The sequence below is a fragment of the Rhizobium sp. RCC_161_2 genome, from assembly GCF_041355235.1.
Taxonomy (GTDB): Bacteria; Pseudomonadota; Alphaproteobacteria; order Rhizobiales; family Rhizobiaceae; genus Rhizobium.
The window spans coordinates 29,442-54,332 of sequence record NZ_JBFUPL010000015.1 but is presented as its reverse complement, the minus strand read 5'-3'; the positions used below and the strand labels follow the sequence as shown (position 1 = coordinate 54,332).

23 protein-coding genes and 1 pseudogene are annotated in these 24,891 nt (G+C 59.3%); 16 read left to right on the top strand and 8 right to left on the bottom strand.

Going from position 1 to position 24,891, the window contains the following annotated elements:
* Positions 1–104: 104 nt before the first annotated feature.
* Positions 105–1,094 (bottom strand): IS5 family transposase, encoded by a 990-nt coding sequence (locus AB6803_RS28455; protein ID WP_371112048.1) that lies wholly within the window; start codon positions 1,092–1,094, stop codon positions 105–107.
* Positions 1,095–1,335: 241 nt separating this feature from the next.
* On the bottom strand, positions 1,336–2,355 hold the full coding sequence (locus tag AB6803_RS28450; RefSeq protein WP_371112047.1) for a LacI family DNA-binding transcriptional regulator: 1,020 nt from the start codon (positions 2,353–2,355) through the stop codon (positions 1,336–1,338).
* Between the two features lie 192 nt (positions 2,356–2,547).
* Between AB6803_RS28450 and AB6803_RS28445 the strand changes: the two genes are divergently transcribed.
* The 6 genes from AB6803_RS28445 to AB6803_RS28420 all read left to right on the top strand — a co-directional run bounded on the left by AB6803_RS28445 (position 2,548) and on the right by AB6803_RS28420 (position 9,664).
* Positions 2,548–3,594, top strand: a complete 1,047-nt coding sequence (locus tag AB6803_RS28445) for an ABC transporter substrate-binding protein (RefSeq protein WP_371112046.1) — start codon at positions 2,548–2,550, stop codon at positions 3,592–3,594.
* 24 nt (positions 3,595–3,618) lie between these two features.
* Positions 3,619–4,668, top strand: a complete 1,050-nt coding sequence (locus AB6803_RS28440; protein WP_371112045.1) for an ABC transporter ATP-binding protein — start codon at positions 3,619–3,621, stop codon at positions 4,666–4,668.
* Positions 4,665–5,534, top strand: coding sequence for an ABC transporter permease (locus AB6803_RS28435; protein WP_371112044.1), 870 nt, complete (start codon positions 4,665–4,667; stop codon positions 5,532–5,534). The genes AB6803_RS28440 and AB6803_RS28435 overlap by 4 nt, the downstream gene beginning before the upstream one ends.
* Positions 5,527–6,327 (top strand): ABC transporter permease, encoded by an 801-nt coding sequence (locus tag AB6803_RS28430; protein ID WP_371112043.1) that lies wholly within the window; start codon positions 5,527–5,529, stop codon positions 6,325–6,327. The genes AB6803_RS28435 and AB6803_RS28430 overlap by 8 nt, the downstream gene beginning before the upstream one ends.
* A gap of 10 nt (positions 6,328–6,337) precedes the next feature.
* Positions 6,338–7,234 (top strand): 5'-methylthioadenosine phosphorylase, encoded by an 897-nt coding sequence (locus tag AB6803_RS28425; protein WP_371112042.1) that lies wholly within the window; start codon positions 6,338–6,340, stop codon positions 7,232–7,234.
* 1,380 nt (positions 7,235–8,614) lie between these two features.
* Entirely contained in the window at positions 8,615–9,664 is a 1,050-nt protein-coding gene (locus AB6803_RS28420; RefSeq protein WP_371112041.1) for a porin, read from the top strand.
* A 146-nt stretch (positions 9,665–9,810) separates the two neighbouring features.
* On the opposite strand, the pseudogene AB6803_RS28415 reads toward AB6803_RS28420, so the two are convergent.
* Both AB6803_RS28415 and AB6803_RS28410 read right to left on the bottom strand, forming a co-directional pair.
* Positions 9,811–10,011 (bottom strand): annotated as a pseudogene (locus AB6803_RS28415) (integrase core domain-containing protein); the annotation flags it as partial.
* A gap of 268 nt (positions 10,012–10,279) precedes the next feature.
* Positions 10,280–10,816, bottom strand: a complete 537-nt coding sequence (locus tag AB6803_RS28410; RefSeq protein WP_371112040.1) for a peroxiredoxin-like family protein — start codon at positions 10,814–10,816, stop codon at positions 10,280–10,282.
* Between the two features lie 32 nt (positions 10,817–10,848).
* Between AB6803_RS28410 and AB6803_RS28405 the strand changes: the two genes are divergently transcribed.
* Positions 10,849–11,661, top strand: a complete 813-nt coding sequence (locus AB6803_RS28405) for a helix-turn-helix domain-containing protein (protein ID WP_371112039.1) — start codon at positions 10,849–10,851, stop codon at positions 11,659–11,661.
* Positions 11,662–11,924: 263 nt separating this feature from the next.
* Here the strand turns inward: AB6803_RS28405 and AB6803_RS28400 are convergent, their stop codons facing one another.
* Positions 11,925–12,596 (bottom strand): GntR family transcriptional regulator, encoded by a 672-nt coding sequence (locus tag AB6803_RS28400; protein WP_371112038.1) that lies wholly within the window; start codon positions 12,594–12,596, stop codon positions 11,925–11,927.
* Between the two features lie 338 nt (positions 12,597–12,934).
* Between AB6803_RS28400 and AB6803_RS28395 the strand changes: the two genes are divergently transcribed.
* From AB6803_RS28395 to atzF, 9 genes are read left to right on the top strand one after another with little or no spacing between them, the layout of a single operon-like run.
* Positions 12,935–14,062 carry a BMP family ABC transporter substrate-binding protein gene (locus AB6803_RS28395; RefSeq protein ID WP_371112037.1) on the top strand — a complete coding sequence of 376 codons (1,128 nt, stop codon included), beginning with the start codon at positions 12,935–12,937 and terminating at the stop codon, positions 14,060–14,062.
* A gap of 19 nt (positions 14,063–14,081) precedes the next feature.
* On the top strand, positions 14,082–15,212 hold the full coding sequence (locus AB6803_RS28390; RefSeq protein ID WP_371112036.1) for an ABC transporter permease: 1,131 nt from the start codon (positions 14,082–14,084) through the stop codon (positions 15,210–15,212).
* Positions 15,212–16,138, top strand: coding sequence for an ABC transporter permease (locus AB6803_RS28385; RefSeq protein WP_371112089.1), 927 nt, complete (start codon positions 15,212–15,214; stop codon positions 16,136–16,138). Before AB6803_RS28390 ends, AB6803_RS28385 begins: the two co-directional genes overlap by 1 nt.
* A gap of 12 nt (positions 16,139–16,150) precedes the next feature.
* Positions 16,151–16,864 (top strand): cysteine hydrolase family protein, encoded by a 714-nt coding sequence (locus AB6803_RS28380; RefSeq protein ID WP_371112035.1) that lies wholly within the window; start codon positions 16,151–16,153, stop codon positions 16,862–16,864.
* A complete protein-coding gene (locus AB6803_RS28375) occupies positions 16,864–17,919 on the top strand; it encodes a ring-opening amidohydrolase (protein WP_371112034.1) in 1,056 nt (351 codons plus the stop codon). Before AB6803_RS28380 ends, AB6803_RS28375 begins: the two co-directional genes overlap by 1 nt.
* Before the next feature lies 1 nt (position 17,920).
* Positions 17,921–19,471 (top strand): ABC transporter ATP-binding protein, encoded by a 1,551-nt coding sequence (locus AB6803_RS28370; protein WP_371112033.1) that lies wholly within the window; start codon positions 17,921–17,923, stop codon positions 19,469–19,471.
* Positions 19,471–20,139 (top strand): cysteine hydrolase family protein, encoded by a 669-nt coding sequence (locus AB6803_RS28365; protein ID WP_371112032.1) that lies wholly within the window; start codon positions 19,471–19,473, stop codon positions 20,137–20,139. The genes AB6803_RS28370 and AB6803_RS28365 overlap by 1 nt, the downstream gene beginning before the upstream one ends.
* Positions 20,132–20,482: a cupin domain-containing protein gene (locus tag AB6803_RS28360; RefSeq protein ID WP_371112031.1), complete on the top strand. Its 351-nt coding sequence runs from the start codon at positions 20,132–20,134 to the stop codon at positions 20,480–20,482. The genes AB6803_RS28365 and AB6803_RS28360 overlap by 8 nt, the downstream gene beginning before the upstream one ends.
* Positions 20,479–22,278: an allophanate hydrolase gene (gene atzF, locus AB6803_RS28355; protein WP_371112030.1), complete on the top strand. Its 1,800-nt coding sequence runs from the start codon at positions 20,479–20,481 to the stop codon at positions 22,276–22,278. Before AB6803_RS28360 ends, atzF begins: the two co-directional genes overlap by 4 nt.
* A gap of 169 nt (positions 22,279–22,447) precedes the next feature.
* On the opposite strand, the gene AB6803_RS28350 is transcribed toward atzF, so the two are convergent.
* The 3 genes from AB6803_RS28350 to AB6803_RS28340 form a co-directional block, all read right to left on the bottom strand.
* The gene (locus AB6803_RS28350; protein ID WP_371112029.1) at positions 22,448–22,951 is read right to left on the bottom strand and encodes a GNAT family N-acetyltransferase; all 504 of its coding nucleotides are present in this window, start codon (positions 22,949–22,951) and stop codon (positions 22,448–22,450) included.
* A gap of 17 nt (positions 22,952–22,968) precedes the next feature.
* A complete protein-coding gene (locus AB6803_RS28345; protein WP_371112028.1) occupies positions 22,969–23,844 on the bottom strand; it encodes a histidinol-phosphatase in 876 nt (291 codons plus the stop codon).
* 120 nt (positions 23,845–23,964) lie between these two features.
* The gene (locus tag AB6803_RS28340) at positions 23,965–24,795 is read right to left on the bottom strand and encodes a metallophosphoesterase (RefSeq protein WP_371112027.1); all 831 of its coding nucleotides are present in this window, start codon (positions 24,793–24,795) and stop codon (positions 23,965–23,967) included.
* Between the last annotated feature and the right edge of the window lie 96 nt (positions 24,796–24,891).

Genomic DNA, 24,891 nt, shown 5'->3' with positions numbered 1-24,891 from the left:
CTGAACGCGGGAATATTCTCTTGGTGTGGCGGAGTAAAACCCAGCCAGTGGGCGTTGGTGCATTGATCCCAGCTTGGACGGGTTCTGATCTTTGATGTCATCGACTATGTCTCCGTTGCGGAGCGCCGGACGGATTTCGGGCGTGCGCAGGTAATCATCTGGTTGAGGACGACGCAGCCGATGGCGACTTCCGTCTGCTGAGCCTGAAACGATCGGGCTCGTAGGCGCTGCCCTATGATGGCCTTGTATCGCCCGATGGCAGTCTCGACTGGCGCACGCCGGCCATAGGCTGGTGTGGCTTGCCACTTCATCCGTCCGTCTCTGTTCATTGCTGCGATATGCCGATCCCTTTGGCCGGAGGCCTTGTCGTCGGTGTGTTCGACAGCGTTGGCACGCGGGGGAATGACGATGGCGGCCGCGGTGCTATGGTTGATGACCGCGTCATAGGTGGGTGCTCCATCATAAGCGCCATCTGCGGTGAACTGTCCGATCGGAGTATGGATTTGGCCGAGCAATGGCGCCGCCTGTGAGGCATCGCCTATGTCCTGGTCTGTCATCGTGTGGGCGATGACTTCGCCACGATCGGCAATCGCAGCCAGATGAAGCTTGCGCCAACCGCGACGGAACCTGGCGCCACGCTTCTCCTGCAGCCATTGGCCCGCGCCATAGACTTTGAGGCTGGTGCTGTCGACCAAAACAGGGACTGGTCCGTCCGATGGAATCGGAAGATCGGGTCGCCTATCAGTTGATTTCCAGGTCCGCGCTCGACGGCTCAACGTCGTGTGATCGGGGACGGCCAGATCCAGACCCATCAATTGCAACACCGATCCAAGCAAGCCTTCCGTCTGACGCAGGCGCATGCCGAACACCAGGCTCAGCGTCAAGGCGGTTTCGATCGCCAGATCGGAATAGCGAGGCTGGCCACGACGCGTCGTTCGCCGTGGTGCAATCCACATGGCGATCGCCTCCGAAGTCAGCCACATGGTCAAGCCGCCGCGCCGCCGAAGTCCTGCCTCATACTCCTGCCAGTTTGTCACCTTGAATTTCATCTTGCCGATATGATGACGGCAGGTGGCGTTGTACTTGAGGGGCATGGTGACGACCCGGTTATTAGGGTCGCGGCTCGCCTACGCCAGTTCGATTAATGATCCACGTACCAATGCTATATGTCATTCCACGCACGCAGCGTTATAATCTAGACGCCGCTGCTGCAATCTTCAGCTACCATCAGCTCCCCTTGCTGAAGCCGCCACGACAGCTTCCGCGTTTCGTCTCAATTCATAGCTCATAACGGTACAAAGCCCGAGGCACAGCACCGAGAAGCCCAGCGCGGTATCATAGGCTGGCGATGATCTCGATCTTGCCTTCAATGACATGCTGCATTCGCGGCGCTTCAGGTTCCGTGATCTGTTGGATCAAGCCTTCGACCAGACTGCGGCCGACCACAACCATATCGACTGTGTGAGCGGCAAGCGGAACCGAGAGATAGCGACATATATGCGTGCTGTCGCGCACGACGATGTGGAAATCGCGTCCGACGGCAAGGCCCTTTCTGCGTGTCGCGCTGAGCGCGCCGAGCAGGCCAAGCTCGTTGGCACAGACAAGACCAGTGGGCGGGTCCGGCAGATCGAGCAGACGAGAAATCCAGCCTTCGCTGGCTTCCATGGTGAAATCTTCCTGGCCTACCAATTGCAGATCGATTGGTAGGCCCGCTTGTTCGGTCGCTTTGATGTAACCTCTCATGCGCGCCGCGCTGTATTGATCATCGCGGCTAAGGAGTTGCAACGCGACCCGGCGGCAACCTCGCGCGATAAGCATTTGGGTCGCCTCGAATGCTATTCCCTCATTGTCCACGTCGACGAAGGAATAATCAAGCGCGCTGCCGCTGCGGCCGAAGGCGATGAACGGAATCTTCCGCTCAAGAAGAAAAGGAATGCGCGGATCCTCCGAGACCATACGGGTAATTATGATCCCGTCGGAGCCGCCGGTCTGGATAAGAGTGCTGAGGTTTTCCTGAGGATCCTCTTCCGGTGTGGTGGAGAAGACGGACAGATTAAAGCCTCTTTCGCGCGCGGCAAGCGTCATGCCCTCGATCAAGGGAAGCTTTGCGATGTCTGATAGATAGTCCCTTGTTTCCATGGGCAGAATCGCGGTGAGCGTACGGGTGAGGCCCATGCGCAACGCGCGACCGTGCAGATTGGGGACGTAGCCGGCGGCGTTTGCTGCCGCCTTTACGCGCTGGATGGTATCTGGACGCACCTCAGGCCCATCTTTCAGCGCGCGAGAGACCGTGGTTACCGAGAGACCGAGTTCCGTAGCGATCTGCCTCAGATTAGGTCGCGAATTGAATGCCATGTCGCCAGTCAGTCTCTCATCGGTCGGCTTTCGAACATACTGCCTCTTCCACTGCGAAAATGGAAGCGGGGCCGGGGCCGATCAGATTCCACTTGACGAAATGCCTTAAGCTGGCAATCGTAACGTTACGATTGGCAAATTTGGCGAGAAAAGAAACAAAAGCCATCGTCCAGAGGTGAACAAAGGAGACTGATGATGCTTCGCATGCTGCGTCTAACCATGGCCGTTATTGCCATGAGCGCCACCGGTTCGCTGGCCGCGCAAACACTGACCATTACGACAGCCGGTGGCGACTACGGCGCTGCCATGAAGAAGGCGATGTGGGGACCCGCAGCGGCCGAGCTGGGTTTCGATGTCCGAGAAGAAACCCAAAGCGATGGTTTCGCTGCCCTCAAGATGCAGGTCACATCCGGCGCGGTGACAACCGACATCATTCATCTCGGATCGCCTGAGGGTGCGCAGGCTGCCGCTCAAGATTTGCTCGAGCCTTTGGATTACTCCATCATCGATCCGAACTCTCTGCCAGCCGGTGCCGAGTCCGCCTATTGCTATCCTTTTAGCTCCTATGGCACGGTGATGGCTTGGAACACCAAAACTCTCGGCAACAAGCCGCCAAAGACATGGGCCGAGTTCTGGGACGTGAAGGCTTTTCCCGGAACGCGAGCGCTTCGTGCAAATGCGCAGGACCTTATTGAAATCGCTTTGCTTTCCGAAGGGATTGCACCCAGTGAGATTTATAACGTGCTCAGTACGCCCGACGGCCTGAAGCGGGCTATCGCTCGCCTGGCCCAGTTGAAGCCGAATGTCTCGGTGTGGTGGACTTCTGGCGCTCAGTCGGCTCAACTCTTGAAGGATGGCGAAGCGGACCTCGTCGTCACCTGGAACGGTCGTGCCCAGAGCGTCAAGGCTGATGGGGGTGCTGCTGATTACAGCTTCAAGGGCTCCGTCATTGGAACTGATTGCCTCGCTGTTCCGAAAGGCTCTGCAAACAAGACAGCTGCGATGAAGCTGATTGCTGCGATGACCACACCGGAACGCGGCGCCAAGCTGACCGATTTCCTTGCCTATGGCCCAGTCAACCCGAAGGCTTACCAGGGAAATCTCATCCCGGTGGATCGCCTTCAGCTTCTGGCGACTGCACCCGGCAATGTCGAGACCTCCGTCTTCTCGAAAGCGGACTGGTGGGTAAAGAACGGCGATGCAGCCCAGGCTGCATTCGATGAGATGATGAACCGCTGACTATCTCCCGGAGCCGCTGTCAAAATGGCAATTACCTCACTTCCCATATCCATCGAGCGTGTTCGAAAAGCCTTCGGTAGCTATGTCGCACTGAGCGATGTTTCGTTGGATATTTCCGCAGGCGAATTCCTGACGCTTCTGGGGCCGTCCGGATCGGGGAAGACAACCCTCCTGATGGCATTGGCGGGTTTTGTCCGTCCCGACAGCGGCTCCCTGATCATCGGTGGTCGGGATGTTACCCGACTGTCTCCTGACAAACGCGACATTGGCATCGTTTTTCAGAATTATGCACTCTTTCCCCATATGAGCGTAATTGCCAACGTCGCCTATCCACTCCTCTTGCGGCGGGTCGCGAAAGCCAAGGCGCAAGACCGTGCTCTGGCAGCCCTCGCCCGCGTGAAGCTTGAGGGCTTCAGCGATAGGAACATCGCCGCGCTCTCTGGTGGCCAGCGGCAACGGGTGGCGTTGGCACGCGCAATTGTTTTTGAACCTCGCGTCATGCTGATGGACGAGCCGCTGTCTGCACTCGACAAGAACTTGCGAGAGCATATGCAGTTCGAAATTCGGCGACTGCACGATGATCTGGGTATCACCACGATCTACGTCACGCATGATCAGCGCGAAGCGCTGACCATGTCGGATCGCATCGCTGTCATGGATGCGGGGGCAATACAGCAAATCTCGACTCCCTTCGACATCTATCACCACCCAAGAAACCGGTTTGTCGCGGAGTTCATGGGTGAAGCCAACATACTTCCCGCGTCCAGCCTGATGCGGATCGGGGGGGCGGTAGATCCTGCTCCGGGGGAGGCAATGATCCGCGCGGAAAGCTTCTATCTGGATGCGGGCGAGGTCGGCGACGATGCGATCGCCATTAGCGGCGCACTGACGGCCAAGGCATTTCGCGGCGAAAACTGGCTGCTCAATCTTCGAACCGCATCCGGCACTGAGGTTATATTGAGCGTGCCGGCGACCCGTGCCGGAATTTGCGCTGGGCTGGAAACCGGCAAATTGGTGACGGCCTATGCCGCAGCGGCAGCCGTTCATTCCTTGCCCGAAGGGATGGTCAGATGAGCGCCGCCACCTACCTGAGGGACGCCAGGCGCGAGCGTCATTTCTATCTTGCTCTGGCGCTGCCAGCACTGCTCTTGATTGGTCTTGCGGCTATCGTTCCGGTTCTGTGGATTCTGCGTCAGTCCTTCCTGACCATCGGCGGATCGTTCTCGACCATCAACTACGAAAAGGTTCTATCCAGCAGCCTCACCTGGTCCGCGCTGGGAACCACGCTCGCTCTATCCGGCACGACGCTGCTCATCTGCATGATCCTGGGAATCCCCTTGGCGCTGACGCTCGCAAGCACCAGCAAGCGGATCGCGAACAGGGTGCTGATCCTGATCATGTTGCCGCTGTGGACTTCAATCCTGGTGCGCACCTACGGCTGGTTGGTGCTCCTGCGCAAGGATGGACTTGTAAATTCAACCTTGAAAAGCCTAGGCTTGATCGACGCTCCGATGCCGTTGATCTACAACTTCAACGGGACTCTGATCGGCATGGTTCACTACATGTTACCGCTCTTTGTCTTACCGGTTTACGCGGCAATACGTGACATTGACGGCAATGTGATACGCGCAGCGGCAAGCATGGGTGCAAGCCTCTGGTATTGCGTGAGAACCGTGATCCTTCCCCTTTCTGCTGGCGGAATCCTATCCGGTTCAACGATTGTGTTTATCTATACTCTCGGCTTCTTCATCACACCGGCGGTTCTCGGCGGCGGGAAGGTCAATCCGATATCGATCCGTATCGACCGGACATTATCCACCTTTCAGGACTGGGGGGCTGCAAGCGCTCTCGGCATACTCCTTCTGACTCTGGTCCTGCTGACGGGTGGCATGCTTTACGTCACGCGCTGGTATCTGACGCGGGATACATCCCATGCTTGATGCCTATCAGGACAAAAGGCTCAGCAGAATCCTGCTGTGGATCTACTCAGCCATCGTACTCATCTTCCTTATGCTGCCGACTCTCATCGTTGTGCCGCTGTCATTCTCCTCTTCCGATCTGCTGGAGTTTCCGCCCAGAGCTTGGTCGATGCGCTGGTACGAGGCCTTCTTTTCCTCACCTGCGTGGATGGCGGGGCTTCGTACAAGCCTGTTTCTCGGCGTCTCGACGGCGGCGATTGCCGTGCCTGTCAGTTTCCTCGCCTGCTTCGCCTTGAACAGGATTGGGGGGCGCCGCGCCGCCGCCATTTACGGTCTGCTGCTATCGCCTTCGGTGACGCCGGGCATTCTGCTTGCAATAGGACTTTTCTTCGTTCTAGCGAAACTCGGCCTCCTCGGCACCCTTTTGGGGGTCCTTGCGGGCCATGTGGTTCTGGCCATTCCCGTGGCCGTCATTGTTCTCCATCCCGCACTGAAGAGGTTCGACTGGGCTCAGACACAGGCAGCCCGCAGTCTGGGTGCTGGCTGGTTTCGAACCATGATCGGGATCATTCTGCCCCAGCTCGGGCTGAGCCTTGCGACAGCAGGATTGATGGCCTTCCTCACATCCCTCGACGAGGTGGTGATTTCCGTTTTTGTGGCGAACGGGCCTAACAGCACCTTGCCGAAGCTGATGTTTATTTCTCTCCGGGATCAAATCGACCCTACCATTGCGGCGATTTCCACACTCTGGACCGTGCTGATCTCCGCAATAGTCCTGTTCCTCAACTTGCGCGAACGCGATCAGACAGCCTGAAAGAGCCTCTATGACATATACATCAATCGGCGCAGTGATCCCGAAAACGGATATGGCCATCATTACGGGCTCCGCCAATTGGGGTCTTGCCTTTCCCGAAGATGTGGGAATGCCAGGCGTTAGCGTTCTGGCGCGAGATCTTTCCTTCGACACTCCTTATGGCGCTTCGGACAATTGGAAGCTCCTGGAATTCGACGCCAGCATCACGCCGGAAGGCCGAGCCAGACGGTTGCTGTGTATGTATTCCCATGGCAACCCGCGGGATCAAATCGACCATTCCTGCCACCGCCGCGCATTCTGGGTGCTGATGGAGTCCGGCGTGCGGCACGTACTCGCCTGCTCGACCGTCGGTGCGGTAAACAAGGCCATCCAGCCGGGCGACATGGTCATTTCGGCCGATATAATCGAGTTGACCCAGACCCCCTACTCGCTTCTGCCTGGTCGTCAACGTTTCGATTGCTCTGGCAAGCAGATCGTTTGCCCGCATGGCGCAAAAATCCTTGCTGAAACCGCAAGTGCAATCTGGCCGACGTCATGCCGTGTGCATGGACTAGACCAGGGGCTGGTGGCCGCACATGCATATGGCCCTCGCCTTACCACGCCTGCGGAAGCTCTTGCGTTCCGCACCATGGGAGCCGATGTCATCAATCATTCGATAGCGCCGGAGGCGACCTTGTCGCGCGAAATCGGAGCCTGTTTCGTGCCCTGCGCCTTCGTGACCGCTGGCTTCAACGACTATATGGATCGCAGCCGAGGTAGCTTGCTCCAAGAGGATGTCTTACCAAGCCTTTCCATGCTTGCCTCGCGCGTTGCACTGCAAGCCGCGGCCCGAATCCCAATAGAGGCCCCGTGCAGCTGCCAGAAACTCAAGTCGCCGCAGCCAGAGGCTCGCTATCTGCGCTACTGACAATCGTTGGCGTTCTGGCGCTACCCATCCGCAGCCTGCCGCTCTCATTGGCGACGGTTGCCCCGGCACCACTCGTCTCTTCGACCATGGCCGCCGCGCCGGCCAGGACCGCGCGAGCTTCCATGACGAAATCACCGGCAAGATCATCACCGAATTGAAGGCCGGACGCCTGCCCTGGGTTCCAACCCTAGGTGACTGCGGTGGCGAAGGCGCTGCTCGGCCTTTCGAGAGCCGCCGCCACTGGCTGGGACTATTCCGGGATCAACGTGCTGATTCTCCGAGAGTGTATCGCCAAGTTTTTTGAAGCAAGTTGCTCCTGAGCGGTTGGATCCGGATTAAGCGGCCATTTCGCCTGTGTAGTCAGCCCAAAGGGCAAACGCATCCGCTCTGGCGTGACGGCAAGACGCGGCGGCGAGTTTGTGGCGGCGGCGGAGGATCAGATTGATCTGGTCGTGGGCAGCAAGCAACCTCGACGTGACGCGGGCTCAGGGGAAATCGAAAGTACAGCCACACCGCATGCGCTATGATCTCCGCGGGGAGCGATGGCGCTTGTAACGGTGCGATATCGGCCTGGTTAGATGTTCAGAAGTCATGCCCCCTATACCATTCGGATCAGCACCAAAAGTTAAGGCGACGCTGCCCTTATCTCAGCCATCGGGGCCTGCTGTCCGAAGGGTGGGTTGCAACACACTATCCTCTCAGTCAGGGCGCTCTCGTCCAAACGCTCCGAAAATCGCCGCGATTAGCAGCTTAACTCCATCCTGCCCTGATTCCGAAAAGCAAATAACCGCTCTAGCGCCGCCTTATTAGCCTCGTTCCCACACGGACGTCCGATTCTCGCCCATCCCGGACGGCCAGCACTGACGTCACGCGGACGTCCATTGCTTCCTCAACCACTCGAAGCCTTTCTCCCAGCCACTCATCGGTGCGGTAGCACTTCGCCAATTTGAATTGCAGCCGCAAAGTGCTGTCCGACATCATCATTAGCGGAGCGCTTGCTCGATATTGGTGGGTCCGATTTCCCGCGATCAAAGGAATCGAATCGAAAAAACAGTATAATTTGTAATGCATACTTATTATTTTGCCAATTTTGGAGGACAATTATATACATCTGGTATGTTTATATGGTATATACCAAAAAATATACTATGGTAGACTTATTTATATTTCCGGAATCTGATGTAATTTTGCATCTATGACACTTTTACGTCGGGAATTATGGAAACACAGGAAACTATTGTATTTCGAAGCCGGCGTGGCCTCGCTAGTTTGCGTGCGCGGACATCTTGTGATGTTCCGCGAGAGGGAACAGCCGGATAGATGGAATGTGGCGGTTAATCACCGACGTTGTTCTGATCCGGCAAAGCGATTGGAGAAAAAATGAATATCAAGAGCCTTCTTCTCGGCTCCGCTGCTGCACTCGTAGCAGTTTCCGGTGCTCACGCGGCTGACGCTATCGTTGCTGCTGAGCCGGAGCCCCTGGAATACGTCCGCATCTGCGACGCATACGGTGCTGGTTACTTCTTTATCCCGGGCACGGAAACCTGCCTCAAAATCGGCGGCAAGGTTCGTACCGAAGGCAAGTGGTACGACGCCTACAGCCCGGACTCGCATTACGGCACGCTGTGGCACACCCGCGCCGAGCTGCAGTTGCAGACCGCAACTGACTCCGAATATGGTCCTTTGAAGACCAACACCGAAATTCGTTGGGACTGGCAAGAAGGTAACGCGACCGGCACCAACCTGCTGCACGCCAGCATCAGCCTCGGCGGCTTCACGGTCGGTAAGGAAGACTCGCAGTTCAACGTCTTCACCGGTTATGCTGGCGATGTTATCAACGACGACGTCATCGGTGATGGCCCGTACGAGCTGAACCAGATCACCTACAACTATGACGCCGGCAACGGCTTTACGGCTGTGGTATCGGTTGAAGACAGCAACTCTGGCCCGGGCGCAGTAGGCTCCAACGGCGAAGACAGCCACAACCATTACGCTCCTGACGCTGTTGCCGGTGTTGGCTACAAGGCCGGCGCATGGGCCTTCAAGCTCGTTGGTGGTTACGACTCGATCGTTGAAGAAGGCGCCATCAAGGCTCGTGTAGACGCTGACTTCGGCGTATTCTCGGCCTTCTTGATGGGCGGCTGGAACACCGACGGCGACAAGATCAACAAGTATGCGAATGGCGACTCGATCGGCCAGAGCTGGGGCGATTGGGCTGTTTGGGGCGGCGTTGGCGTTCCGGTCAACGAAAAGCTGAAGTGGAACCTGCAGCTCGCCTATACCGATAACAAGACCTTCGCCGCTACGACGAACGTCAAGTGGAACCCGGTTAAAAATCTGCTCGTCATGCCGGAAGTCTCCTACACCAATTGGGACTCCATCAATAAGGACCAGTGGGCTGGTATCCTGCGTTTCCAGCGCAGCTTCTAAGCCTGTTCAGATCTAATCTGATCTGAACTAGACCTCCGATCAGAGAGGAAGGTCCGGTTTCCCTCCGGACCTTCCTGTTGATTGTACTGAAAGCTGAGCGGGGATTAGTGTGAACCCCTCGGGCTGGACCAGCGAGAAGCTTCAAACTAAGCCGCCTGCTGGGCAAGTTGGGTTTCAAATTCTGCTGGTGATCGATGGCCAAGGGCGGAGTGCAACCGCTTGGCATTGTAGACCTCTTCGATGAACCTGGGCAATCGCTGGGCGACGTCCGCAAACGTCTTGTAGCTGGCGGGGTAGATGTCCTCGACTTTCAGGGTCTTCATAAAGCTCTCCGCTTGAGCGTTGTGATAGGGTTGCCGACAGCGCTCATCAGCGCGAGATGGGCTTTACCCATGCCGTCTCACGACGACGCCCGGTCCCAAGGGCGCCTTACGTCTTTCTGCCAACTAGGCCCAGTCGGCCCGAAGCTGCGACTTTGGCCGACTCGAAAAACAGATGGCGAACTCATGATCGAATAGAATCTGACGGTGCGCCTCACGCGGAGGGCTGCGTCATCCGAGACAAGGCGGCAGCAGCCAGGGCAGCCTTGCGGCCTCCGACCGCCACGAAGCGGACTTAAACCTCACCCGTATATTCGCCTCTCGCCGGATAGTCGTTCTTGATCGCGAAGTCCAAAGCCTGCACCATCTCTGCGAAAATCGGCCGCGCAAACGGCATGGATTGCACCGAGAGCCAATAGAGGGTTTGATTCGACCTGATCAAGAATACGCCCGGCTCTGAGAAAAGCTCAGGCTCCTCGATGCCGATCGACGTCTTTCCGCGCGAGGCGGAGATATAGAGACCCCATTGCCGGGCCACGCTCAAGGACAGGCCGTAACCGATGCGCAAGTGTTCGGCACCGATCTTCTCGGCCATTTGCCGGGCGCGTCCCTCACCGTCGGAACTCATGGCAATTGTGCGCACGCCGCGCTCTTGGAAGGCTGGCGTCAGCCGTTCCAGATCTTTGAGATAGTTTCCGCAGACGGGGCAGTGAAGGCCGCGATAGAAGCACACGAGCGTCATGAGCGATGGGTTTTCACTCGTGAGATCGAATTCTCCGTGCTGAAGAGTCTTGACGGTCAAATTGGGGGCCAGTGTCCTTGGGACCAACATCGATAGCTCCTTTAGGTGAATCTTCCGACGCCATGTTGACGCCACAGCCTCACCATTCCATGATTGTGATCATTATTGGTCCAGATGTCATGATCAAAAGTCTGAAAACTCTCCCAAAAGTCGATCGCCTAACGGCCTTCTTTGACGCGTTCGAGCTGGAAATCTCGCTGGAACCGCCGTCGATCAGCGATAGCCATACCCGGCTGTTTGTGATTGGAAAACCAGGAGGCCCTGCCGAACGGATCGTCCTGCACCCACGGGGCGACACGCCTCCTGAGCCATCGGCTTTGATAACCGCGGCGGTCGATTTCGAAGGGGCGCATAACCCGCTGATGAACGCTTTGCCGGACCGGATCGTGGTCGACGTCAGTGACATCCCTACCCTCCGCGACACCACGGCCGCCTTCATGGCGGAAGCGCTGGAATCGCGCTGCGGACGCAGTGCCGCCCTCAACCGGCTTTGCGAAGTCATCGTCCTGCTTATCCTGAGGTCGGCGATCGACCGCGGGGCGACTGGACCGGGTTTGCTGGCGGGTCTGTCTCATCCCGCGTTACACCGGGCGTTGGTGGCAATGCATGATACGCCAGCACAAGCCTGGAACAGCAATGACCTTGCTACGGTGGCTGGAATGTCACGAAGCCATTTCATGGCCCTGTTTCGCGACGTGGTCGGCACGACGCCGCAGGCTTATCTGACCGGATGGCGTCTGATTCTTGCTCGCCGGAAGCTCGCCGGAGGAGCAAAGGTGAAGGCAGTGGCGCGTCAGGTCGGCTTTGGCAGCGCGGCGGCCTTCTCTCGCGCATTCTTTCGGAAATTCGGAGATTGGCCATCAGTCCGGTCGTAGGCGCGATTGAGGTTACCGGGCAGTACTGCTGACTTTAGCGTGCCAGCTGGGAACCGAGGTTGCAGAGGTTGTTTCGTCGTGTCCGAGCTCCGTCGCCTTGAAGAGATTTGAACCGACGACCCACATAATCGCTTCGATGACAAAGGAAATAGACACAGAGCTTTGCGATCGACTGCGGTCGGCGCACCCACAGCCGTAAACAAACGAGCGATGATCGCTAAAGCTTAAGCCTCGCCCTTTTGCTTCGCTTCAACCCAAAGAAGCTACTGGTGTCCGGCGAAAACGATGCTCGCGTCACTTACGGTCGCAACATGGGAGTAGGCGGCTTGGCTGGCAGCCACCGCATCCGCGCGCATGATCGCGGTCACAATGACCTCATGCTCGCTGAAGGATTTGGCGAGGCGACCCGGTAGCCGAAACTGGGCGCGACGGAAGGGAGCCAGCCTTGCGCGGGTCTGTGTCACCAGCTCGAAAATATGATCGTTATGAGCGCCGCGATAGAGCTGGCTGTGGAACTCGGTATTGTAGGTGGCGTAGTCCTCCTCGGCGCCAATGCGCACAAGCCGCGCTGACGCACGATGGTCGAGCTCCAGGGTGCGACGCTCATCTACCGTCATTCGCTCGGCTGACAGGCGCGCGCAGATCGCCTCAAGCTCCGCCATCGCCTCGAACATCGAATGCAGGTAGCCGCCGCTGACATTCGTCACTACGGCGCTTCGGTTCGGCTCACGTCCAACCAGGCCCATGGCGCCAAGCTCCCGCAAGGCCTCGCGCACCGGCGTGCGCGACACTTCAAAACGGCTTGCCAACGATATCTCGTCGAGCTTCTCACCCGGCAAAAGCACGCCGGTTACAATCATGTCCGCAATGGAGCGCACCATCTGCTCGACGGTCGTTCCGGCTCTGATAATTTCTCTGCGCTTGACCTGCTTCAAGGGAACGAATCTACCTTCCAATTCTTGCATACAGATTTAAGCCAGTAGACACCAAAGTCAATTATTGAATTAAATATATGTTTTATAATGGTATTTATCCTCATTTCGTTGCTAGCGAAACAAGGCGGCAGCCCAAAAACTCCCAATACAGATTAAAAAAAGAGCAATATTCTTCATAAGGTTAATTTCTCGGCATAAATGTGCATGCACTTTCTACATGTTATTTTTAGCATACGATTTATGTGATAAGAATCAATATCTTATGATCTGGCACAGTGATTGCATACACTTTATCGTAACGCTTTCACAAACCGGCTTCCGCCCCAAGGAGCATGACCATGACCAGCCTCCTTTCCATGAATCGCCGCAATTTTCTCCGCACCTCCGCCGCCGGTGCTCTGATCAGCACCGTGCCGGGCCTTCTATCCTCCCGCGCCTTTGCCCAGAGCGCGCTCACCGTGGGCTTCATCTATGTCGGCCCCAAGGACGACTATGGCTATAACCAGTCCCATGCCGAGGGTGCAGCTGCCGTCAAGAAGATCTCCGGCGTGACTGTCGTCGAGGAAGAGAACGTTCCAGAGACTGTCGACGTCCAGAAGACCATGGAATCGATGATCAATCTCGATGGAGCGTCACTGCTGTTTCCGACATCCTTCGGCTATTTCGATCCCCATATGCTCGCCATGGCCGCGAAATATCCCGATGTGCAGTTCCGCCATTGCGGCGGCCTCTGGCAGGCCGGCAAGAACCCGGCCAATACCGGCTCCTATTTCGGTTACATATTCCAGGGCCAGTATCTGAACGGCGTCACGGCCGGCTATGCGACGAAGAGCAAGAAGATCGGCTTCGTCGCCGCCAAGCCCATCCCGCAGGTTCTGCAGAACATCAACGCGTTCCTCCTCGGCGCCCGCTCGGTCGATCCCGCCATCACCTGCCAGGTGATCTTCACGGGCGAGTGGTCGCTGGCCGTCAAGGAAGCCGAGGCCACCAATGCACTCATCGATCAGGGTGCGGATGTCATCACCTGTCACGTCGACAGCCCGAAGGTCGTGGTCGAGACCGCCGCCGGCCGCGGCGCCTTCGTCTGCGGCTATCACGCAAACCAGAGTCCGCTTGCGCCGGCCAAATACCTGACGGGCGCCGAATGGGCCTGGGGCAATGTCTATTCGGATTTCGTCAAGAAAGCACAGGCCGGCGAGAAGCTCGGCAATTTCGTGCGCGGCGGCCTGAAGGACGGATTCGTCAAGATGAGCCCGCTCGGCCCCGGCGTTTCCGATGAATCCCGCAAGAAGTTCGAGGCGACGCTGGCCCAGATGATGGCGGGCAGTTTCTCGGTCTTCAAGGGCGCGCTCAAGGACAACAAGGGCAATGTCGTCATCGCGGCGGACAAGAGCTACGCCGAAGATGCGATCGAGCTCGAGAGCATGGGCTATCTGGTCGAGGGTGTCGTCGGATCAACAGCCTGATCGCAGGGGGAGACGCGTCATGACGGCAGAAATTGACGACCACACCCTGTCTGTTCCGGCCGAAAGGCGGGCACTCCTGCGCCCCGCGCTCGAATGGCTTGCGCGAAGGGCGGAGCCGGTGGCCATCACGCTCGGCGCCATACTGGCGGGCACGGCGCTCTTCTCCCTCTTCATCCTTTCGGTCGGCAAATCGCCGACCGACCTCTATCGTTTCATATATACCGGCGGCTTCGGCAGCTGGTTTTCCATCCAGAACAGCCTGAGCCGCGCCTCTCCCCTGCTGCTCACGGCACTCTGCGTCGCGCTGCCGGCACGGCTCGGCCTCGTCATCATCGGCGGCGAAGGCGCAGTCGTGCTCGGCGGCGTGGCAGCAGCGGCGATTGCACTGCCGATTGCAGGCCTCTGGCCGCCTATCATCGTTCTTATCCTCATGGCATTTGCCGGCATGGTGATCGGCGGCATCTGGATCGGCCTTGCCGGTTTCCTGCGCCACTATCGCGGCGTCAACGAAACCATCTCGTCGCTTTTGCTCGCCTATATCGCCATTGCTCTGATGAACCAGTTCGTCGAAGGGCCATTGCGCGATCCGGCAAGCCTCAACAAGCCCTCCACGACGCCGCTGCCGCACGACTATATGCTCGGCAAGATCCCCGGCATGGACGTACATTTGGGCCTCGTCATTGGTATCGTCGCCTGCATCGCCTCCTGGATTCTCATCGAGATGACCAGCTATGGATTTGCCGCGCGCATTGCCGGCGGCAATGTCCGCGCGGCGCAGATCCAGGGCTTGCCTGTCGGCCGTCTCATCGCCGGCTTCACGGCGATTGCCGGCAGCTTCGCGGGTCTGGCCGGCATGATCGAAGTCGCCGCCGTCCAGGGCAGCGCCAATGCGTCGCTCGCCGCCGGCTACGGCTATACCGGCATCCTCGTCGCCTTCCTCGCACGACACAATCCGCTGGCGATCATCCCGGTCGCCTTTCTGCTCGGCGGCATCAATGCCTCTGGTGGACTCATCCAGCGCCGAATGGGCCTGCCCGATGCAACCGTTCTGGTCCTGCAGGGCACGCTCTTCGTCGTCATCTTGTTTTGCGAAACCTTCTACGGCCGCTTCAAGATCTTCAATCCCGACCTCTGGAAAAGGAGCGCATGATGGAAGACACCGCCATTGGTCTTTGGGGCGTGCCCCTTGCCATCTTCGCCGGCGCGATCCGCGTCTCGACCCCTTTCATCTTCGTCAGTCTCGGCGAGACGATCACCGAGCGCTCCGGCCGCATCAATCTCGGGCTCGAAGGCACGCTCGTTTTCGGCGCCATGACCGCTTATGCGATCGCTGTGCTCAGCGATTCGGCCTGGCTCGGCGTCCTGGCTGCCATGGCGACCGGCGCAATCTTCGGCACGGTACACGGCTGGATATGCAAGTGGCCGAAGGTCAATGACATCGCCATCGGCATCGCGATGATGCAGTTCGGCCTCGGCCTCGCCTTCTTTCTCGGCAAGCCCTTCATCCAGCCCGTTGCACCGCATTTGCCGGCGATACCTTTCGGGCTCTGGTCGAGCCTGCCGCCGGTGCAGGCCGCGCTCAACATCAATATCCTCTTCATCCTCGGCGCAGCACTTGCCGTCATCTTGTGGTGGGCACTGAAGAACACCAGGATCGGCCTCGTGCTGCGTGTCGTCGGCGACAGCACGGATGCGGCACGCGCCATGGGCATCAATCCCGATCGCGTCCGGCTGCTGGCAACGGCCGTCGGCGGCTCGCTGGCGGCAATCGGCGGCGCCTATCTCTCGCTCTATTATCCGGGCTCGTGGAACGAACGCATCTCCTCGGGACAGGGCCTGATGGCCGTGGCGCTGGTGATCTTCGCCCGCTGGAACCCGATCGGCTGCTTCGTGGCGGCACTTCTCTTCGGCGGCGCCGGCGCGCTCGGTCCGGCCCTGCAATCGGTCGGCGTGACCCAGGGATATTATCTCTTCTACGCCGCGCCCTATGTGCTGACGCTCGTCATCATGATCATCACTTCCTCGCCCACGCGCACGCTTGCCGGCGCTCCCGGCGCACTCTCGCTCACCAAATAGGGAGCTCTAGCTATGCCCCATCCCGCGACCGCCCCCGCAGACCAGACGCTGGCCTATATAGATGCCGATCCCTATGCCTGGCCTTATAACGGCGCCTTGCGACCAGACAATACCGCCCTCATCATCATCGATATGCAGACGGATTTCTGCGGGCCGGGCGGCTATGTCGACCACATGGGCTATGACCTATCGCTGGTGCGTGCACCGATCGAGCCGATCAAGAAGGTCTTGGCCGTCATGCGCGCCAAGGGCTATCACATCATCCACACCCGCGAGGGCCACCGTCCTGATCTCGCGGACCTTCCCGCCAACAAGCGGTGGCGGTCGCAGCGCATCAATGCCGGCATCGGCGATCCTGGCCCCTGCGGCCGCATTCTCGTGCGTGGCGAACCGGGCTGGGATATCATCGACGAGCTGAAGCCGATCGAGGGCGAGACGATCATCGACAAACCGGGCAAGGGCTCTTTCTGCGCCACCGATCTGGAACTCATCCTCAATCAGAAGCGCATCGAAAACATCATCCTGACCGGCATCACCACCGATGTCTGCGTCCACACGACCATGCGCGAGGCCAACGACCGCGGCTTCGAATGCCTGCTCCTCGAAGACTGCTGCGGCGCGACCGACTATGGCAATCACCTGGCCGCCATCAAGATGGTGAAGATGCAGGGCGGCGTCTTCGGCTCCGTCTCCAATTCCGCGGCTCTGGTTGAGGCCCTGCCCTGATGCCGTCAATGCGTGCCCACGTCTATCGTATCGCCGCCGATGGACCGGACGATGTCTCCGGCCTCGATGCACTTTTTGCCGGCGGCGTGTCCGCGAAGAATGTTGTGGCCGTGCTCGGGAAGACCGAGGGCAACGGCTGCGTCAACGACTTCACCCGCGGCTACGCCACCCGCAGCTTTGAAGCCCTGTTTCAAAAACACGGCGTCGAAGGTGTCTCGCTTGTCATGTCGGGCGGCACGGAGGGTGCGCTTTCCCCGCACTGGACAGTCTTCACTCGTGAAACGGTCGATGCCGTAGCCGGCCGCGCGCTTGCGATCGGCGTTGCCCGCACCCCGCATTTACCACCTCACGATCTCGGTCGGCGCGAACAGGTGCTGCTCGTCGCGGACGGTGTACGCAAGGCGATGCTCGATGCCGGCATCGATGATCCGAGGGATGTGCATTTTGTACAGATCAAATGCCCGCTACTAACGCTGCACCGCATCACCGAAGCGGAAGCCGAGGGCAACTCGCTTGCCACCCGCGACACATTGAAATCCATGGGCTTGTCGCGCGGTGCCTCTGCACTTGGCGTTGCCGTTGCCCTTGGCGAAGTGGATGCGCAGGAGATCGCCGATGCCGATATCTGCAGCCGTTACGAACTCTTCTCGCATTGCGCCTCCAGCTCGGCCGGCGTCGAGCTGACCGATCATGAAATCATAGTGCTCGGCATGAGCGACAGATGGTCTGGGCCGCTTGAAATCGACCACACCCTCATGCGTGACGCCATAGACGCGGCGTCCGTACGTGAAGCATTCCGGCGTCTGCCGCAGACAAGCCGCCTCGCCGCCGTTCTCGCCAAGGCGGAGCCCGATCCCTCCGGCAAGGTCGGCGGCAAGCGTCATACCATGCTCGATGATTCCGACATCTCGGGCACGCGCCATGCGCGAGCCTTTGTCGGTGGGGTTCTCGCCGGCGTCTTCGGCATCACGGATCTCTACGTCTCGGGCGGCGCCGAACATCAGGGCCCCGCCGGCGGTGGGCCTGTCGCTATCATCGTCGAAAAGGAGCATTGAAGTGAGCGTCATCCGCGATACTCCCCTTCCGCAAACCGGCAAGGCCGTCGGCATCGAAACGCTCGACATGACCATGCGCTTCGGCAGCTTCACGGCACTCGACCATGTCTCGGTCAGCATTCCGGCCGGCAGCTTCCATGCCCTGCTCGGCGAAAACGGCGCCGGCAAGTCGACCCTGGTCAAATGCATCATGGGCTTCTATCACCAGACATCCGGCTCGCTGTCGGTCGACGGCCGCGAAGTGACGATTGCTTCGCCGAAGGATGCCGCCGCCTATGGGCTCGGCATGGTCTATCAGCATTTTACGCTCGTGCCGTCGCTGACAGGCGCCGAAAACCTCGTGATCAGCCGCACGGAAGTCCCCGCCGTCATCAACTGGCCCAGGGAGCGCAAGGCGCTCGCAGCCTTCATGGAGCACATGCCCTTTCAGATTCCGCTGGACCGGCCGGTCAGCCAACTGGCCGCCGGCGAAAAGCAGAAGCTGGAGATCGTCAAGCAGCTCTATCTCGGCCGCAGCTTCCTCGTTCTCGACGAGCCGACTTCGGTGCTGACGCCGGCTGAAGCCGACGAGATGCTCGGTCTCGTGCGTGGGATGACCGAGCGCGGCGAGCTCACCGTATTGATGATTTCGCACAAGTTCCACGAGGTGACCAAGTTCGCCGATGCGGTATCGATCCTGCGTCGCGGCAAGCTCATCGGCAGTGGCAAGGTGGGGGAACTGTCGACCGCCGAGATGGCCGCGATGATGATCGGGGATGTCAAACTTGCCGAGCTCGATACTCGTATTCCCGTGACCGAAACGGCAAAAGCGGTGCTGCAGATCGAACGGATCAAGGCGCCCGACCGCTCCGGGCTGAAGACGATAGAGATCGATAGCCTAACGGTACATGCGGGCGAGATCGTCGGCATCGCCGGGATATCGGGCAATGGCCAGAAGGAACTCGCCGAGATCCTTGCCGGTCAGCGGCCGACGCAGGCAGGCTCGGTCACCGTCAAGGGCGCCGCCTATGGCGCCACGCGACCGGAGACACGCCGCAACAATGTCCGCTTCATTCCCGAGGAGCCGCTGCAGAATGCCTGCGCGCCGCGCATGAGCGTCAGCGAAAATCTGGCTTTCCGGACCTTCGACCTCAAGGAGAGCGGTGCCGATGCGATCTGGCTCAACAGGAACAAGATCAAGAAGGGCGCAACCGCCCTCATCGCCGATTTCAAGGTCAGGACGGCTTCGCAGTCCTCTCCGATCGCCGCCCTGTCCGGCGGCAATGTCCAGCGCGCCGTGCTGGCGCGGGAGCTGACGGGCGAGGTCGATCTGCTGATCGTCTCCAATCCCTGTTTCGGGCTCGACTTTTCCGCCGTCGCCGAAATCCGGGCCCGCATCATGCGAGCCCGCAATGCAGGGGCTGCCGTGTTGCTGCTGTCGGAGGATCTGGATGAGCTGATGGAAATGTCCGACCGGATCATGGTGATCTCCGAGGGCAAGCTCGTCTATGAGACTGCGGCCCGAAGCGCCGATATTTCGGTGATCGGCGCGCATATGGCGGGGCATCACTGATGGTGGAGATCCTCGCCCAACCCTTCGCCTTCCCCCTGCAACGCAATGCGGTCGCGCTGATCGTTATCGACATGCAGCGAGACTTCGCCGAGCCGGGCGGCTTCGGCGCAAGTCTTGGCAATGATGTCAGTCGCATCACCAAGATTGTTCCGGATGTGAAGCGGCTGATCGAAGGCTTTCGCAAGGCGGGCCTGCCTGTTATCCACACGATGGAATGCCACAAGCCCGATCTCTCGGATTTGCCTCCCGCCAAGCGTGACCGTGGCAATCCCACTCTCAGGATCGGTGATGAAGGCCCGATGGGACGCATTCTTATTGCCGGCGAGCCGGGCACGGCAATCCTGCCCGAACTGGCGCCCATCGATGGCGAGATCGTTATCGAAAAGCCGGGCAAAGGCGCCTTCTACGCCACCGAACTTGGTGACATCTTGAAGGACAACGGCATACGGCAGCTCGTCTTTGCGGGCGTGACCACGGAGGTCTGTGTCCAGACCACGATGCGCGAGGCGAACGACCGCGGCTATGAATGCCTGCTGGCCGAAGAAGCAACCGAAAGCTATTTCCCCGAATTCAAAGCCGCCGCCATCGCGATGATCCGTGCTCAAGGCGCGATCGTCGGCTGGACAGCGCATGTCGATGACATTCTGGAGGCTATCAATCATGCCTAGAACGACGCGAGAAATGCTGACGGCGGGCGGCTGGAAAGATCTGGCTTTCGGCCCGTTTCGCGAGGACGTCACCATTCATTGGATCCAGCCTTTCGAGGGCGATCAGCCCGGGGTTGCCCTTTTGAAATACGAAGCCGGCGCTTCCGTGCCGCGCCACAGGCATGAAGGGCTTGAAACCATTCTCGTGCTCGAAGGCGTACAATCGGATGAAGCCGGCGATTATGCCAAGGGCTGCTATATCGTGAATGCTGTGGGTACCGAGCATTCGGTTTGGAGTGACACAGGCTGCGTCGTGCTGATCCAATGGGACCGGCCCGTCAGAATATTGGAGGAACAGGCGTGACCGGTCCGGCTCTCGATATTTCGTCCCTGCATGCGTTCTATGCAGACGGAGGCTCGGCGACTGCGATCATCGAGGCTGTCTTTGCGCGTATTGCCGCGGTAAACGATCCCGGCATCTTCCTGCATCTTGCCGGCAAAGCGAACTTGTTGGAACAGGCGGCGGCTCTCGGATCCTTTGATCCGGTGGCAAAGCCGCTCTGGGGCGTACCCTTCGCCGTCAAGGACAATATCGACGTCGCGGGGATGCCAACCAGCGCCGCGTGCCCCGATTTCGCCTACATGCCCAAAGCCGATGCAACGGTCGTTCGGCTATTGAAGTTGGCTGGAGCGCTGGTGATCGGCAAGACCAACCTCGACCAGTTTGCAACCGGTCTTGTCGGCGTGCGCACCCCCTATCCTGTGCCACGCAACGCCATCGACCCCGCTTTGGTGCCCGGCGGACCGAGCTCGGGCTCTGCCGTCGCGACGGCACAGGGCATCGTGAGCTTTGCGCTCGGCACCGACACCGCGGGCTCCGGGCGCATTCCCGCGGGCCTTAACAATATCGTCGGCCTGAAACCCAGCCTCGGCGCATTGTCGACCACCGGCGTCATTCCCGCTTGCCGCACGCTAGACTGCGTCTCCATCTTCGCTCTGACGGTGGATGATGCATGGCGGGTCTTCGAGGTCGTGGCGCGCCATGACGCCACGGACGCTTATTCGAAAACCGTTCCAGCTGATGATTTCGGCCGAACGCTACCGACCCTAACCATTGGTGTGCCGGCAAAGGCGGACCGACTGTTTTTCGGCGACGCCGTCATGGAAGCGGCCTACGACGACGCCTTGCGCATGTTGATGGAACTGGGCCATCGCCTGGTGGAGATCCCCTTCGGCGATTTTTACCAAGTGGCAAACCTGCTTTATGAAGGCGCCTGGGTCGCGGAGCGCTATGCCGCAGTGAAGGATTTCTTCGACACCAAAGAGGCAAGCTTTCATGCCATCACGCGTAAGATCTATGGGGGCGCCAAGCAGCTTTCGGCCGCAGATGCCTTCAAAGGCCTCTATGCGCTGCAAGCATTGAAACAGAATGTTACCCCGCTGATCGCTTCGGTCGATCTCTTCTGCGTACCGACCGCCCCAACGCATTATACACGCGCGGACCTTGAGGCTGAGCCGATCCGCGAGAACTCGCGTCTCGGTACTTATACGAATTTCGTCAATCTGCTCGATCTCTGCGGCATCGCCGTGCCGACAGGCATGCGCAGCGATGGTCGTCCAGCCAGCGTTACCCTGCTGGCGCCTTGGGGACGCGATGGTCTCGCAGCTTCGCTTGCTCGTGATATTCACAGGGCCAGCGTCTTGACGCTAGGCGCCACCGGCTGGCCTCAGCCGACGGCGAAAGACACGACCGCCGTTGACGAGGCCGAGTTGATTGATATCGTGGTCGTCGGTGCCCATCTCTCCGGCATGCCGCTGAACGCACAGTTGCTCGCCCTTGCCGGCCGCCTTCTGCGGACAGCACGAACATCGGATTGCTACCGGCTTTATGCCCTACCGGGGCAGATACCAACCAAGCCGGGACTCATCCGTGTCGCAGAAGCGACAGGCGGTGAAATCGATGTCGAGATCTGGCAATTGACGCCTGCTGCTTTCGGCCAATTCGTCGCCGCCATCCCATCGCCGCTCAGCATTGGTACCATCTTCTTATCTGATGGTACTTCGGCCAAGGGATTTCTGGTCGAGGCCGCCGCCATCGCTGACGCGACTGATATTACGCATTATGGCGGATGGCGCAGTTATGTTGCGGCAGCGACGTAGAGCCGGCGAGAGATGCATTCGAATTCCCTGCCCTCAACCGCGAGCGAAGAAACTATCCCCTCCAAGAAGTAGAGAAGTTTCACCTATTGAGCAGCCAACCATCAGCATGTGACAAATCCCAGTTCTTCATGGGATACGAACCGGCGACCCTGCAAATAATCCGAGAGGGTCAATGGCGCTCCCAATCCTCGCGAAGCAACGACATCAAGACGAGATCTTGACGTCCTCCAGGCACACGCAACGATGCCCGCATGACGCCCTCCCTGACAAAACCCAGCTTCTCATAAAGGCGGGCGGCGTGCACATTCGACGGAAGCACATCGAGCCACAGCCGGTCGAGACCATGGTCGGAAAAAACCCATCGGCAGATTTTACGCAAAAATGCCGAGCCGTAGCCGTTTCCCGGTGGCGATACTGCGATCCGGTGCAACTGGGCTGTTCCCATGCCATCATCGTCGCGGCGAATGACGGCAAACCCCACCAATTCGCCGGCGTTGCGGCAGAGAAGATAAGTGCAGGTCGGCGCCTCCATCCGCCTGCGATGCTCTGTGGCGTCGTAACTTCCGACCAGCGCCTGATAACCGGGACTGCGCTCGATCGACATGATGAAGGGAATGTCGGCGGCACTGGCCGCCTCGACCGTCAGGGACTGTGCAGTGGCGCTCTGGCGCATGTCTTTCTCGATCATGATCAGCCTCGGCGGGGCCTGAGCGTGTCGAGTGCCGCTTCGCGCCATCCATCCGCGCGCGTGAGGTAGGCGACCGTTTCATAGCCCGCCGCCGCGATCGCGGCCAGCGACTGGTCTAGCCCGACACCCACCGTCTGCGCCCCGTGGCTATCATCCCCGAAGGTCACGCGAATGCCCATTGCCCTTGCCCGCTCCAGGATCTGCGGCAGTGGATAGACCGGCCCATATCCGTTGCGGAATGCTGCGCAGTTGACGTCGAGAACACCGCCAGAGCTCCCGATCGCCTCGAGCGTTGTCTCGATCGCGCGCAGTGCGCGCGGAGAGAAACTGAATCCGGCCGGCTCATATTTGCGCACCAGATCGAGATGCGCAACGATATCGGGCCGGAGCGATTCGACCATGTTCGTCACGGCATCGAAATAGGCGATTTGCAAGGCTTCCGGTCCGCCGAGATCTGCGGTCAGCGCGGCTGTGTCCGCCGGAGAGAAATCGACCCAGCGGCCACAGATGTCGTGGACGCTGCCAACGATATAGTCGAACGGATAGGCATCCCGCAGCGCCATCATGGCCTGAAGCCATCCCTCGGGCGGAAGCGTTTCCGTTTCGAACCCGACGAACAGCTCGATCTCCCCGGCACAGGCATCGCGCAGGTCGAGGGCACGTGCTACATAGGCTTCGAAAGCAGCCGCAAGACCGGCTATACCAAGCTTTTCCTCGCCGGGATAAAGATCCTGGGCGCGGTAGCGGGGGCAATGTTCGCTGAGCCCGTAATGCGTGAAACCGCGTTCCATGGCGGAATCGACAACCTCTTCGAGCGTCGATGTGGCATGCGCGCAGAACTCGCCGCTATGGCCGCCGTGATAGCTGAACCAGACCATGATAGTTTTCCTTAGGGGCCGGAGAAACACGAGAGGCCGCGATCGTCGTGAACGACAGCAGTCACCGGAGCCTCCGGTCATTTGTCATCTGCAAGATACGCGCAATCGATGTGCGTGCATTCAGTCCTTCGCCGGGGAACGATAGATCGCGCCGTTATAATCCTCGATCCGGCTGATCATGAGATCGTCCAGTTCGACGAACCCGGCATCGATCTCCTCATCCCCCAATGTGAGGATCGTCAGCCCCAGAAGGGGGGAGCCCGGCTGTTCCGGCATAGAGTGATCATAGGTGAGGAAACTCGACGCGGCGCACCAGATCATCCGCGTTTCCCGGATGTCAATCTGGACGGTTCGATGCATGTGACCGGTGACGACGGCGCGGACGCTATGATCGCGGATCAATCGTCGCAACCTGTTTCTGCCCTCAGCCATCAGCGCCCAAGCGGGCCGGTCCGCCTCTTCCCAGTCATTCAGGAAAAGCGGCATATGAGTGAAGAGAACCGGCTTGCGCGATCCCCGCGTCGCGAGGGCGTCTTCGAGCGCCTGCCACTGGGCCTCTTCCTCCGCCAGGCCAGTGCCAATGATCTGGCTGTTCAGACCGATCAGGCGCCAACCCGACAGCCGATCGGAATTCCAGTATGAAGGCCCGTATTGCTCTTCCCACCGGGCCAGCCGTTCGCTGTTGCAGGGCTGATGGCTGGCGCGGGAAATATCGCCGACATCGTGATTGCCCGGAATGGCAAGCCACGGCGGGCTCAATGCTTCCAGGGCAGCCCTTCCAAACAGCAAGTCCTCTGGCTGCTCGGACCCTAGCAGGGTCAGGTCGCCCAGAATAATGGCGAGATCGATATCGAGCCGGGCATTCACATGCGCAACGATCTTCTCCCAGTTGGGTACGAAGACGGGATTGGTCGATCCGATATGGGGATCCGAGAGAATGGCGATTTTCAAGAGAAGTGATCTTTCACAGTCAGATATTCAGAGTGTCCGGATATGGGCTGGACAAGCGATCGAAGCGACCGGCGGGCCCGAACCCGCCGGCTTTTT

Bases quoted from the DNA above. Each gene is read 5' to 3' on its own strand.
- AB6803_RS28420 (WP_371112041.1), top strand. From the start codon at position 8,615: ATGAATATCAAGAGCCTTCTTCTCGGCTCCGCTGCTGCACTCGTAGCA.
- AB6803_RS28395 (WP_371112037.1), top strand. From the start codon at position 12,935: ATGACCAGCCTCCTTTCCATGAATCGCCGCAATTTTCTCCGCACCTCC.
- AB6803_RS28450 (WP_371112047.1), bottom strand. From the start codon at position 2,355: ATGGCATTCAATTCGCGACCTAATCTGAGGCAGATCGCTACGGAACTC.
- AB6803_RS28345 (WP_371112028.1), bottom strand. From the start codon at position 23,844: ATGGTCTGGTTCAGCTATCACGGCGGCCATAGCGGCGAGTTCTGCGCG.
- AB6803_RS28380 (WP_371112035.1), top strand. From the start codon at position 16,151: ATGCCCCATCCCGCGACCGCCCCCGCAGACCAGACGCTGGCCTATATA.
- AB6803_RS28430 (WP_371112043.1), top strand. From the start codon at position 5,527: ATGCTTGATGCCTATCAGGACAAAAGGCTCAGCAGAATCCTGCTGTGG.
- AB6803_RS28445 (WP_371112046.1), top strand. From the start codon at position 2,548: ATGATGCTTCGCATGCTGCGTCTAACCATGGCCGTTATTGCCATGAGC.
- AB6803_RS28405 (WP_371112039.1), top strand. From the start codon at position 10,849: ATGTTGACGCCACAGCCTCACCATTCCATGATTGTGATCATTATTGGT.
- AB6803_RS28375 (WP_371112034.1), top strand. From the start codon at position 16,864: ATGCCGTCAATGCGTGCCCACGTCTATCGTATCGCCGCCGATGGACCG.
- AB6803_RS28385 (WP_371112089.1), top strand. From the start codon at position 15,212: ATGGAAGACACCGCCATTGGTCTTTGGGGCGTGCCCCTTGCCATCTTC.
- AB6803_RS28425 (WP_371112042.1), top strand. From the start codon at position 6,338: ATGACATATACATCAATCGGCGCAGTGATCCCGAAAACGGATATGGCC.
- AB6803_RS28360 (WP_371112031.1), top strand. From the start codon at position 20,132: ATGCCTAGAACGACGCGAGAAATGCTGACGGCGGGCGGCTGGAAAGAT.
- AB6803_RS28350 (WP_371112029.1), bottom strand. From the start codon at position 22,951: ATGCGCCAGAGCGCCACTGCACAGTCCCTGACGGTCGAGGCGGCCAGT.
- AB6803_RS28455 (WP_371112048.1), bottom strand. From the start codon at position 1,094: ATGCCCCTCAAGTACAACGCCACCTGCCGTCATCATATCGGCAAGATG.
- AB6803_RS28440 (WP_371112045.1), top strand. From the start codon at position 3,619: ATGGCAATTACCTCACTTCCCATATCCATCGAGCGTGTTCGAAAAGCC.
- AB6803_RS28435 (WP_371112044.1), top strand. From the start codon at position 4,665: ATGAGCGCCGCCACCTACCTGAGGGACGCCAGGCGCGAGCGTCATTTC.
- AB6803_RS28390 (WP_371112036.1), top strand. From the start codon at position 14,082: ATGACGGCAGAAATTGACGACCACACCCTGTCTGTTCCGGCCGAAAGG.
- AB6803_RS28365 (WP_371112032.1), top strand. From the start codon at position 19,471: ATGGTGGAGATCCTCGCCCAACCCTTCGCCTTCCCCCTGCAACGCAAT.
- AB6803_RS28410 (WP_371112040.1), bottom strand. From the start codon at position 10,816: ATGTTGGTCCCAAGGACACTGGCCCCCAATTTGACCGTCAAGACTCTT.